9 protein-coding genes and 1 pseudogene are annotated in these 12,174 nt (G+C 65.0%); 8 read left to right on the top strand and 2 right to left on the bottom strand.

Annotated elements, in window-relative coordinates; all coding sequences use genetic code 11:
* Positions 1 to 49 precede the first annotated feature (49 nt).
* Together AKJ09_RS23200 and AKJ09_RS23195 are read left to right on the top strand one after the other, a co-directional pair.
* Complete coding sequence (locus tag AKJ09_RS23200; protein WP_169927778.1) at positions 50 to 952, top strand: alpha/beta hydrolase family protein; 903 nt, start codon at positions 50 to 52, stop codon at positions 950 to 952.
* A 51-nt stretch (positions 953 to 1,003) separates the two neighbouring features.
* Positions 1,004 to 1,747: a hypothetical protein gene (locus AKJ09_RS23195; protein ID WP_146649392.1), complete on the top strand. Its 744-nt coding sequence runs from the start codon at positions 1,004 to 1,006 to the stop codon at positions 1,745 to 1,747.
* Between the two features lie 16 nt (positions 1,748 to 1,763).
* Here AKJ09_RS23195 and AKJ09_RS23190 read toward each other — a convergent pair whose 3' ends face one another.
* Together AKJ09_RS23190 and AKJ09_RS23185 are read right to left on the bottom strand one after the other, a co-directional pair.
* Positions 1,764 to 2,807: an acyltransferase family protein gene (locus AKJ09_RS23190; RefSeq protein ID WP_146649391.1), complete on the bottom strand. Its 1,044-nt coding sequence runs from the start codon at positions 2,805 to 2,807 to the stop codon at positions 1,764 to 1,766.
* A gap of 20 nt (positions 2,808 to 2,827) precedes the next feature.
* On the bottom strand, positions 2,828 to 4,072 hold the full coding sequence (locus AKJ09_RS23185) for a hypothetical protein (RefSeq protein WP_146649390.1): 1,245 nt from the start codon (positions 4,070 to 4,072) through the stop codon (positions 2,828 to 2,830).
* A gap of 242 nt (positions 4,073 to 4,314) precedes the next feature.
* On the opposite strand from AKJ09_RS23185, the gene AKJ09_RS23180 reads away from it, so the two are divergent.
* From AKJ09_RS23180 to asnB, 6 genes and pseudogenes are all read left to right on the top strand, one after another.
* On the top strand, positions 4,315 to 5,526 hold the full coding sequence (locus AKJ09_RS23180; RefSeq protein ID WP_146649389.1) for a glycosyltransferase: 1,212 nt from the start codon (positions 4,315 to 4,317) through the stop codon (positions 5,524 to 5,526).
* A gap of 12 nt (positions 5,527 to 5,538) precedes the next feature.
* A pseudogene (locus tag AKJ09_RS56220) lies at positions 5,539 to 5,985 on the top strand (class II glutamine amidotransferase domain-containing protein); the annotation flags it as partial.
* Between the two features lie 131 nt (positions 5,986 to 6,116).
* Entirely contained in the window at positions 6,117 to 7,400 is a 1,284-nt protein-coding gene (locus AKJ09_RS23170) for an asparagine synthetase B family protein (RefSeq protein ID WP_169927777.1), read from the top strand.
* Between the two features lies 1 nt (position 7,401).
* Positions 7,402 to 8,877: an FG-GAP repeat domain-containing protein gene (locus AKJ09_RS23165; protein WP_146649387.1), complete on the top strand. Its 1,476-nt coding sequence runs from the start codon at positions 7,402 to 7,404 to the stop codon at positions 8,875 to 8,877.
* Between the two features lie 47 nt (positions 8,878 to 8,924).
* A complete protein-coding gene (locus AKJ09_RS23160) occupies positions 8,925 to 10,058 on the top strand; it encodes a glycosyltransferase (protein WP_146649386.1) in 1,134 nt (377 codons plus the stop codon).
* 22 nt (positions 10,059 to 10,080) lie between these two features.
* The gene (gene asnB / locus AKJ09_RS23155) at positions 10,081 to 12,033 is read left to right on the top strand and encodes an asparagine synthase (glutamine-hydrolyzing) (RefSeq protein ID WP_146649385.1); all 1,953 of its coding nucleotides are present in this window, start codon (positions 10,081 to 10,083) and stop codon (positions 12,031 to 12,033) included.
* Positions 12,034 to 12,174: the final 141 nt, after the last annotated feature.

Raw genomic sequence — 12,174 nt, 5'->3', positions numbered from 1 at the left:
GTGGAGCACTTTCAAACGCGGTGCGAACGAGCCTAAGCTCGACGTCGTCATGACAGCAACGCGGCCCAAAGTCGGTCTCCGGATCGATTCCGATGTGGTGAAAGAGCAGGCGCTGCAACTCGGTGCTGACGGTCATCTCGTCGGCGTGCTGGCGCGGCCCAGCGCCCCTCCCCGCGTGGCAGGCGACCTTGCCACGCCGGCCGTGCTGCTCCTGAACGCGGGTGTGATCCACCGCGTGGGGCCACACCGTTTGCACGTCATCCTCGCGCGCCGACTGGCCGCGCGCGGCATGACATCGCTGCGACTCGATCTCTCCGGGATCGGTGACAGCCGTCCGGTCCCCGGCGCGCTCTCGTTCCGCGAGAGCGCGGTCGTCGACACGCGCTCGGCGATGGATCGGCTCGCGGCCGACGGTGAACGCCGCTTCGTACTGTTCGGGCTGTGCTCGGGGTCGGACAACGCGCTCGCTACCGCCGCCGTCGACGAGCGCGTCGTCGGTCTCGTGCTCCTCGACCCGCCGGCCTACCCCACGGCGCGGTCGCGCGCTCGGAAGCTGGCCGCGCGCGTGCGCGGATTGGGCACAGCGCGCGCCGTTCTGACGTGGGGCGGGGCGACTCTCGCGCGGCGCCTACGCGCGCGCGTCGACGCTGCTCGCGGGCGCGCCGCGGGCGAGGACGACGCGGTGACCGGCGGCCGCGGGATGCCCGCCATCGCGGAGTACCGGGCGCGGCTCGGTGCGCTCGTCGAGCGTGGCGTCGCGATCCTCATGGTGTTCTCCGGGGCACTCGGCGAGCGCTACAACGCTACGAATCAACTTTTCGAGCTGTTCCCCGAGCTGCGCGGCCGCATCGAGGTCGCGTATTTCCCGGGCGCCAACCACACGTTCACCGAGCGCGACGCGCAGGCGCAGCTCGTAGAGACGGTCTGCGTGTGGATGGAACGCCGGCGCTGATCGAGGCGTCGAGCACTCGCCAGCGCCGCGCCCCGTGCATAGGGTGCGCGGGTGAGCAGCCGCCTCTTCTTCGTAGGCTTGTTCGCTGTCGCGGCGGTCGTCGCGTGCAAAGCCCCATCACCTCCATCGAACGTCAACGCAGGTCTGCCGCCTGCGCTCGGTGCCCACGCGCTCGCGTTCCAGCGCTACCGCTCGCCGAGCGCGCTCTCCGTCGTGTCGACCCCCGCGATGGTCACCGCGACGGGAGGACGAAGCACGATCGTCGTCAGCGTCGGTCGCGGCGCCATCAGCGCGTTTGCGCGACCGAGGGACAACAAGAATCCCCTTCCCTATCCGCAGCTCGGCGCGACGCACGCCTACGCCCAGTGGCCGTCGTCCGGAACCGCGCTCTACGCGCTCACCGGCGCCATCGGGGGAAGCGGGCACGTCCTCAGCACGAAGACGAAGGCGGACGACGAGCTCACGATCGCCGCCGTCGAGGTCGTCAATGGCGGGACCGTCGGGGATTTCAAGTGGAACCAGGTGGCGGGGGGAAATCCCATCACGAGCCTCGGCGTCACGACCACGGGGCCGGCGACGCTGGTCGCGTTCTGGTGGGGCGATGCCGGCGTCGAGGGAGAGAAGACGGCGACCGCGAACAACGGATTCGTCGTGATCGACTCCATCCTCGAGTCCGGTGCGCTCGTGCAGTGCGCCGTGGCGACCAAGACGGTGTCCGCTGCCGGCACCTACGACGTCACGTGGACGTCGACGCCGGTTCAAGGAGCCCAGCTCTGGCTGGTTGCGGTTCAGTAGTCGAACTGGTCGGCGATCACGCGGGGGAGCTGAGCCTCGCGCGCAAGAACGCCATGACCGGCTTCTCGAACCAGACGTGGATGCCGATGGCGATCGCGCTGGTGAACGCGAGCAGCCCGACGATCAGCACGCACAGCGCCGGCGGCGAGTACGAGCCGGCGTCCTTCACGACGACGCGAAGCACGGTGAAGACGACGTACGGGTGGACCAAGTAGATGATGTACGACGACTCGCCGAGCAGATGAATGAGGCGGTTGTTCGTCTCCAGGCCGTAAATCCGCTCGAGAAGCAGCGCGCTGATCACGATGAAGAACGATGGAATACCGGCAATCAGGTAGCGCGGGATCGCGTCGCGGTAGTACCTCTCGAGCACGTTGAGCGCCACGAAGCTCCCGACGAGCACGAAGAGCAAGAGCCACTTGAGAACGGTGTGGCGGGCGAGCCGTGGCGCGTGGGCGGTGCACCAGCGGAACAGATAGAAGACGCCTATGCCGTAGCAAAACTCGAGGACGATCGGCCGAGCGTAGAAGGTCAGGAGCGTATTTTCCGTCGCCGCGCCGTGGATCGCGAGCACGAACGCGACGATCCAGCCGACGCAGATCGCCGGCGACCACTTCGGAGAGATCCGCAGCGCAAGTGCGAAGAGCAGGTAGAAGAACACCTCGAAGTTGAGCGACCAGCCGAGCAAGAGCGTCGGCATCGTCTCGCCGTTCGGGGCCAGGTGGGGGACGAACAGCAGCGAAGCCACGAGATGGGGAACGTTCGACGTCGCGCTGCGGAACAGGCGTGGTGCCGCGGCGACCATCGCGAAGACGCACAGCGTCGCCGCCCAGTAGAACGGCACCACGCGGATGAGGCGACGCCGGAAAAACTGCTCGGGCTTGACCGTACCGATGTACGCGATGATGAAACCACTGATCACGAAGAACACGTCGACGCCACGACTGCCGACATCCCAGCGCAGCCCGAGCCCGGCGGTCGAGGTCGTATGGAAATAGACGACGCTCAGCGCCGCGATCACGCGGAGAAGATGCAGATTGTAGAGCGTGGGCGCGCGCATGCGTATCCGTCGTCGAAGACTCAGGGCGCCGGTGACGTGGTGTCGCTCCGATCCACACGCTGCGGCTCGCGGAAGCGGAGGGTTCGGTCGGGCGGCTGAGAGAAGAATTGAATGCCGACGATCGCTGTATTGCGAACGACGGAGGGGTTGGAGAGCGGAGTGGGGTCGTCAGCAATCTGATCGAAAAACTGGTACCGCGCAAAGAGCTGGAGAGAGTCCGTCGCTAGCCAGTTGAGGTCCGCGTCAGCCAGCACCCCTTGGAAATCACCCGAGAGATCGAAGCGGCGCACACGGACAGGCCCCCCGCGGAGGTAGGCAATGGAGGCGCTGCAAAACACCCGGTGTCTCTCGGAGATGGGGAACCATGCGCGCAGGCTCACCGAATGGGTGCGTAGAATTTGGCCCGTGAGGATGTTGGGCTCAGCACCGCTCGCCGCGCTCAGATCGAGTCGGGCACTGCTAAGGGCGTAGAGCAGCGATCCGCGAGCGGTCGAAGCGAGAACGATGCCCGTACCAGGGTCCGGACTCAGGATGAGCATTCCACCGACTGTCACGAAGGTGCTCAGCCGGGCGTTGAAGTCATGGCGCCAACGCGGGCCTAGCGAAGTCGTCACGAGCTTCTGGTTGATGCGCGTCGTCACCTGATTCGACGCGTAGCCTCCCCGTGCTTCGACGCCCAACGCATCGAACTGCCACACGCGGTCGGCGCTGAACGAGGCGTTCGCAAGGTAGTTCTTCGTGGGGCCGGAATCGATGGAGGTCACCATCGCGGCGTCGAGACCTTGCCCGATACGAACGCGGGGGCCTGCCTCCCAAGACAGACCTTCCGTGGCGCGCACGCCGAGAAACGTACCTTCGGGGGCGGCGAGAGCCGCAAGCTCCGTAGCCGCCGCGGGGCGCGAAGTGAGGAGATTGCGGAGCGATGTCTGGAAGGCCTCGGCCGAAGCGAAGACCAGCGTCGTCTTCGAGATCTCGTGGGACACGCCCAGCGTCAGTCGGTTTGCGATCTCGGCTGGAAGCTCCGTGTGAATCATGCCGGTCAGGGTGTACGTCAGCTGGCTGAAGGTTCGCGGCCTGGCAAACACCGCCGCGAGCTCGGGCGTCGCTCCAAGCCAAACATCATCGAGGCTCGCTTGCGCGCCCCGATCCTCATGGGTGAACCCGCCCTGCACGCGCAGCCGCTCGTACACGACGTCCTGCGCCGTGGCGGTCGCCGGCATTGCGACGAGCGCTCCGCAGAACGCGACGAGACACACCCTAGCCATGGCCCTCCGGTCGGTAGCTGCGCCGATCACGAATATAGAGCCTGCACGCGACCTCCGACGTCACGCAATGATTGGGCGCACGCGATCGCATTGCCGGGTGGAGCGATGGCGCTACAGTCGACTGTCAACTGCACAGCGCAGCAACACTCTGCACTGTCGCTCAGTCGCTCAATCGCTCAATCGCTCAATCGCTCAAAGCGCGCGACTGCCGCGCCGAACGCCAAAAGAACGGTGGGGGGTTCATGGCAGGGGAAGGCGCGCCGCGGAAGGTCCTCTACGTTCTGGACTCGCTCGGACTGAGCGGGCGCACCAAGGGCATCATCGACCTCGCGCTCAACCTCGACGCCGCTCGCTTCGAGCCCGTGTTCTGCACCCTCAGTGACGAGCAATCGGCGCTCCGGGATCGACTGATGGACCTTCGCGTACCTCTGGAGCAGTTGACGGTCGGCGCGGGTCTACGGGTTTCCACCGTAGGATCCCTCGGCGCCATCATTCGACGGCACGACGTGCAGGTCGTTCATTCCGTCAATCCGCGTCCGATGCTCTACGCAGGCCTGGCAGCTCGCCTCGGCGGAGTGCGTGCGACGATCGGCTCACTGAGTGCGTTCGCTTGCCAGGTTCCCGACCGGAAGTATCGGTTTCTGCCGCAGGACTTGGTCAATCGCGGCACGCGCAACGCTTGGCGCAACCAGGTGGTAGCGCGCCTCACGCGCTTCGTAGTCGCGGTTTCCCGTGGGCTGGGGGAGCGTTTTTGCCGCTTCACGTCCGAGGCGTCCGGTCCCCTTCGATGGATCGGGCACGAAGCACTCCTGGAGAAGCTGAGGGTCATCAGCTACGGCGTCGACGTGGCTGCGTATGACGCAGTCAGCGCCGAGGAGCGCGCGGCGATGCGTGCGCGGCTCGGAGCGACGGCCGACACCGTCCTCGTCGGCAGCGTGGGCAGGCTCATCGAGCAGAAAGACTACCCGACGCAACTGCGCGCCTTCGCGCTTGCTTCGCAACGAGAACCACGCTTGCGCATGGTGCTTGCTGGAGACGGCCCGCTCCGCACGTCCATCGAGTCACTCAGCGCCGAGCTCGGCATCACCGATCGCCTGACCCTCCTCGGGCACTGGACGGCGGTGCCTCTCCTGATCCGATCCCTCGATGCCTTCGTCCTCGCGTCCAAGTTCGAGCCGTATGGCGTGGCGTTACTCGAAGCAAAGGCGGCGGGAGTCGCCATCGTGTCTACGCGGGTCAACGAAATTCCATCGCTCGTTGCCGACAATGCGAGTGGCCTCCTCGTGCCCCCAGAATCGCCTAGCGAGATGGCGGACGCCCTCGTCCGCCTGGCCCGCGATCCCGAGTTGCGGCGGAGCCTGGGTCGAAATGCTGCCCGAGATGCGCGGCGTCGTCATGCGATCAAGGCCACAGCGCTCGCCTACCAGGACCTCTATGACGACGCTACGAAGTGAGCAAAGGATCGCATGTCAGCCATCTGCGGAATGACCGGAAACCACGCGCGCCGACCCGACGCGGAGCGGGCGCTCGGTGCCATGCTCGAGTTGCTTACGGCGCGAGCGCCGGACGACGCGTCGACCTGGCGCGATCCCGACGGGGCGGCGCTGCTCGGGTTCCGATGGCTGAAGACCCAGCCCGACGAGCAATCGCCCGGCATCCAGCACTCCGAGGGGCGACTCGCGATGACGTGCGATGGCCACGTCTTCGACGGAAAGGGCCAGGGGGTATCCGAGCTCCTTGCGAGGTTCGCAAGGAGCGGCGCCGACGCATGGCGCGGCCTCGATGCACAATTCGCCCTCGCCATCTGGGATCGGACGCGCGCAAAGCTCTCGCTGGCGCGCGATCCGCTCGGAGCTCGCTTCCTCTACTACTTCAGCTCCCCCGACGGAGTCATCTTCTCCTCCGAGCTCAAGTCTCTCCTTCAGCATCCCGCCGTGCCACGTCGCTTCGACGAGGTCGGAGTGGCGCACTACCTCACGTTCCTGAACGTTCCTGGCCCCGAACGCTGTTCGACGAGATTCGCAGAGTCACGGCAGGTTCGGTCGTGGAGATCTCCGCCAGCGGCGTCGTCAACGAGCGCCGCTTCTGGGACCTTCTCGATGCGCCCGTCGACGAGCGGAACGACGAGGACTACTACGTCGAGAAAACACGCGCGCTCCACGAAGAGGCCGTCCGTCGTCGCGGCGTCTCCGGGCCGATCGGCGCGCTGCTCTCGGGGGGCAACGACTCGAGCGCAAATGTGAGCCTGCTCGCGCGGCAGGGCCACGACCGGATCCATACCTTCACCGTCGGCCTGTCGGAGTTCGAAGGCGACACGAAATACAACGACCTCCACTATGCCCGCCAGGTGGCCAAGCTCGCCGGCACGAAGCACCACGAGGCGCTCCTCACGACAGACGAGTTTCTGAAGATCCTCCCGCAGACCATCGATGCCCAGGACGACCTCGTCTCTGAGCCCTCGAGCGTCTTCCTCTTCCACGCGCTCCGGATGGCAAAGGACGAAGGCATCCGCGTCGTCGTTACGGGCGAAGCCAACGACGAGCTCTGTTGTGGCCACGGGGGGATGGTGGAGATTCGCGATGGGCACGACAAGCGATGGGCAAAGCTGATGCGCTTGCCGGCGCCTGTTCGGCGTGCGGCGGCTTTGCTCGCGCCCCTGCTCAGTCCCAAGCGCACGGACGTGCTGCGCCGAGCTGCCGACGGTGGCGAGTACTTCTGGAGCTACGAGATCGCGTGGCCCCAGGTCGATCTGCCGAACATCGTGTCCGCCGACTTCCTGCGTCGGACCAGCGATCACCCCGCGTCAGAGGTCGTTCTCCAGAACCGTAAGCGTGTAGACGCCAGTGCCCACGGAAAGCGCGACTACCTGAATCACATGGTCTACGCCATGATGCAGGACAACTATTTCGGCAACCTAATGCTGTCCAAATTGGATTTGCTCTCAGCAACATTTGGACTCGAATCGCGGTGTCCGTACACCTCTCCGGACTATGCTCATTGGGTCTACAACGTGCCGGCATCGTTGAAGTTCAAAGATGGTTGGGTGAAGTATTTCTTCAAGAAATCCATCAACGGTGTGCTCCCGAAAGAGATCATCTATCGACCCAAGCAAGGGTTCCGCACGCCGGTACAAGAGCTCTTCGTGGGGCGCCTGGCCGAGTGGGCAAGGCCCATACTCCTCGAGACCGGCTTCACGAAGGCGGGAATCTTGCGGCGCGATCATCTCGCCAACCTGCTCGAGCGTCACAAGCGGCGGGAGCGTGACCACAGCACGAAGCTGTGGACGGCCATGGTCCTGAATATGTGGCACGACCGCTGGCTCACCTAGAATGCCCCGGTGGACGGTCTGGGCACGAGGAGTCATCCCCGCCACGCTGATGGCTTGCGCGGTCTACCTCAAGGAACCCAGCGATCAACCGGCTCAACCGACCATGGAGCCGAGCTGCACGGACCTCGTTCGTGACGGTGACGAAGTCGACGTCGACTGCGGGGGTACGTGTCCAAGGTGCAAGCTTGGTCAGAGCTGCAACGAGGATAGCGACTGCGAGGTCGATCACTGTGCGAATGGGAAGTGCACGGCGCTACCTTGCGAGAACGGTTCGAAGGACGGCGACGAGACGGATGTCGATTGTGGAGGACGCACCTGCCACCCGTGTGCAGGAGGCTCGATCTGCATCAGGAACGAAGACTGCTTCGACAAGATCTGCACGGGAGGCGTCTGCCACCAGGAGTACGCGACGATCTCTTTTGCGCCGGTCGTTTCCTATCCCGCGAGTTTCAAACCTTACTTCCTGGTGTCGGCCGACTTCGACGGTGACGGGACAACCGACCTGGCAGTAGCCAACGAGCTTGGCAGCACCATCACCACGTTTCTCGGAAAGGCCGACGGAACGTTCACGAAGACAGCCTCGGAGAGTCCCACGGGGGAGTATCCGACAGGCCTCGTGGCCACCGACTTCAATCGAGACGGCAAGGTCGATCTCGCGACATCCAACTTTCACGGGGATGACATCACGATCCTCCTGGGTGACGGTCACGGAGGCTTCGCTCCGCCCGTCCATTACCCCGCCGGCGGCAAAGGTTCAGAGACGGCGAACCTCGGCGTGGGCGATTTCAACGGGGACGGCACCCCGGACATCGTGGCCACGAACCCCAGCCTCGATAGCCTGAGCGTCTTCCTCGGCAGTGCCGACGGCACGATGTCCGCGCCTTCGACGCTGACTCCAGGCGGCAAAGGTTCGCAGCCCTTCTCTGTCGCCGTCGGCGACTTCAACGGTGACTCGAAGGACGACATCGCCGCCGCTCTGTTTGGTCAGTCGAGCGTGCACGTTTACCTCGGTAACGGTGACGGCACCTTCCGAACCGACGTGAGCTACCCGGCGGGAGCTATAGGCCCCTACTTCGCGATCACCGCAGACATCAATGTGGACGGCGTGCGCGACGTGGTGCTGGCCGATCGAGGCGGGGACTCGGTCAGCGTTCTCCTCGGCAAGGGCGACGGAACCTTCCGGGCGGCCGTCGTGTCGCCGACCGGGGCAGGCACGGGCCCGTACTCGGTTGCGGTCGTCGACCTGAACAAAGACGGCGTCCCCGATCTCGTCACGACCAACTTTCAGACAAACACCTTGAGCCTTCTCCTGGGCAAAGGCGATGGCCGCTTTCGCGACCCCATTCATCCAGATTCCCCGGGCCAGACTCCCTATTGCATTACAGCAGTAGACTTCAATGGCGACGGAAAGGCCGATCTCGCGATAGCCAATGCGATCTCCGACGATGTCGCCGTCATGATCAATACCTCCCACTGATGGCCACTGATGGCGCAGCCCTTCTTCGACGAGGCTCTTTGAAGTCGATGGTCTCGCGGCACGGCTCCGTGCGTGTCGCACACGTCCTGTCGTCGCTCCACCTCGGAGGCCAAGAGCGGGTCGCCCTCGACCTCGCTTCCTACCAGAAGAGCGCCGGCTGGGAGGTCACGGCTCTCTCTCTCGCTCCCCTTCCCGAAGGGCTGCTTGCCAAAGACTTTCGCGCCGCGGGGGTCGCCGTAGAGACGTTCGAGAAGCGCGCTGGGGTGGATGTTGCGCTCGCTGTGCGTGTGGGCTTGTGGATGCGAGGTCGCTTCGATCTGGTCCACACCCACAATCCAGCTGCCCTGCTCTACGGAGCTCCTGCCGCCGCGCTGGCGAGGATTGCCTGCGTTCACACCAAGCACGGGGCCAACCCCCGCGGCGGGCGCCGCCTGATGGCCAATCGCCTTGCAGGAAGGCTCGTCGACGCGTTCGTCGCCGTATCGCCCGAAACCGCCGAAGTGGCGCGGAAGCGCAACGAGGTCGCCGAGTCGAAGCTCCGCGTCATTGCGAATGGCATCGACCTCGAACGCTTTCGCCCCGATCCGGCCGCGCGCGACGCCACACGCGCGGCGCTGGGGATCGACCGCAGCGCCTGGGTCGTCGGCACGGTTGGCCGGCTCGCGGTGGAGAAGAACCAGAGCCTCCTGCTTCGGGCGATTGCGCCTCTCCTCGAACCCGATGGTCACATCCTCCTCATCGGCGACGGACCGCTCGCGGAGTCGCTTTCCGCACTCGCCATCGAGCTACGGGTCGAACGCCGTGTTCACCTCCTCGGGGCGCGCCCGGACGTCCCTGCTCTGCTGAACGCCCTCGATGTCTTCGCGCTCTCGTCGTTGACCGAGGGCTTGCCGCTCGTGATTCCCGAGGCAATGGCCACTGGACTCCCCGTCGTCTCCACGGCGGTGGGGGGCATTGCGACGGTGGTCGAGGAGGGCAGGACAGGATTTCTGGTGCCGACGGGCGACGAAGCCCTGCTCCGTGCCAAGCTCGCGGCTCTTCAGCGAGACCGCGAGCTCGGGCGAGCCTGCGGTGCGCGGGGCCGCAGCGCGGCGATCGCGCGCTACACGGCGGACCGCATGCGCCGAGATTATCAGGAGCTCTACGAGCGAATCCTTTTGCAACGGGCGGTCGGCAAATGAGCCGCTGCTAGGGGGGCCGCCAATGTGTGGGATTGCTGGGCAGTTCAAGTTCGGTTCAGCAGCACACGACCGCGTGGGGCCCGATGCGCTCGCGCGCGAAATCGCCCGCGTCGTGAAAATGCGGGATCGCATTGCGCATCGCGGTCCAGACAATGCCGGGCTTTGGCATGACGAAGGCGGACGGGTCATCCTCGGTCATCGACGCCTGAGCATCGTCGACCTGAGCCCCGCGGGGCATCAGCCGATGTCGAACGAGGATGCGTCCATCTGGCTCACCTTCAACGGCGAGATCTACAACCACGCGGAGGTCCACCGCGAGCACCGCCTCGACGAACGCCACCAGTTCCGGTCTCGCAGCGATACCGAGGTCATGTTGCACCTCTACGAAGAGCGGCAACTCGGCATGTTCGAGCTCATCGACGGCATGTTTGCCTTCGCTTTGTGGGACGGGCCCAGGGAGAGGATGGTGCTCGCGCGCGACCGCATGGGGAAGAAGCCCCTCTACTACGCGGCCTTTGGGGGCAAGCTCCTCTTCGCTTCCGAGATCAAAGCCATTCTCGAGCACCCGGAGGTGCCACGGCAGCTCGATCTCGAGGCGCTCGACGCGTACTTGACGTTCTCGAACGTTCCCGAGCCGCTGACCCTCTTTCAGGGGATCCGCAAGCTTCCTGCCGCTCACTTCATGGTTTGCGACAAGGACGGCAACCTGAAGATCGAGCGCTACTGGTCTCCTCTCGATGCACATCCATGGCCGGAACGAAGCGATTCCGGCGAAGCGGTAGAGCGCGTCCGGCACTTGCTCAAACAGGCGGTCCGCAAGCGGCTGATGGCTGACGTGCCGATCGGAGCCTTTCTGAGTGGTGGGGTCGACTCGTCGACCAACGTTGCGCTCATGAGCGAACTGACGTCAGAGCCGCTGCGAACCTTCACGGTCGACTTCACCGGTTACGGCGAAGCCGAGAACTTTCATGATGTGCCCTGGGCGCGACGAGTGACCTCGATGTTTGGCTGCAAACACACCGAAGTACCGGTCACGAGCGACGAAGCGCGGGCCTACCTTCCCGAGATGGTCCTCCACCAGGACGAGCCACTCGGCGACCCGGCGTGCCTGCCGATGCACTTCGTTTCGCGGGCCGCGAAGGAGGCTGGCGTCAAGGTCGTCCTGGTCGGAGAAGGCAGCGACGAGGTGTTTGGGGGCTATTCCGATTTCGAGCGCCTCACGAGGGCGCACGATGGCCGCTGGACGACACTCAAGCGCCTCCCCCATGCCCTGCGCCGCGCGATCTACTTCGGCGCGCGGTTCGCTCGGGCCCCGGCAGGGCGCGTCGACGTTCTCCGCCGCGCCGCCTACGACGAGCCGCTCTACATGGGCCTCGACGTCGTCTTCTGGGACACCGAGAAGGAGCGCCTTTTCACGCGCAAGGGGCGCTCCCTCATGAAGTCCAAGTCGGCCGACAGAGTGAATCGATACTACCGAGAGATCTTGGGGCGCCGGCCGGACGCTGACTTTCTGCAACAGATGTCGTACGTCGAGCTGCGCAACCGGCTCCCCGAGCTGCTTCTCATGCGCGTCGACAAGTTTTCGATGGCCCACTCCCTCGAGGCACGGGCGCCGTTCTTGGACTACGAGCTTTCGGAGTACGTGCTCTCGCTCCCTGCGTCGCTCAAGATGGCCGACGGTCGCACGAAGATCGTCTTGAAAGACGCCGCGGCCGCGTGGCTTCCCAAGGACCTCCTCGAGCGCAAGAAGCAGGGGTTCCGCGTCCCTCTGCCGGAGTGGCTAAGAAACGAGCTCGGGCCATGGGCCGAAGAGGTCCTGCGCACCTCCTCACTGAGAAGGCTGGGTATCATCGACTTCGACTACGTCATGGGACTCTGGAGCGCGCACCGCGACGGCAAGGCAGACAACTCCTTCGATCTGTGGAGTCTCATCAATCTTTCGGCGTGGTACGAGCGCTGGTTCGCTCGTGTCTGAACGCGCGCCATCTTGCACGCGTGACAGCGAGCTATCATCGCTACGGCCCTCGACCCGCGAAGCGTCCAATGCTGCCCGCAAGCGCGCGGCGCTCGGTGACAGGCGATCGACGAAAGGTCGGCAGTGGCCACGAGCTTGCAT

The sequence above is a fragment of the Labilithrix luteola genome (assembly GCF_001263205.1).
Taxonomy (GTDB): Bacteria; Myxococcota_A; Polyangia; order Polyangiales; family Polyangiaceae; genus Labilithrix; species Labilithrix luteola.
This window is presented reverse-complemented; position numbering and strand designations above follow the sequence as displayed.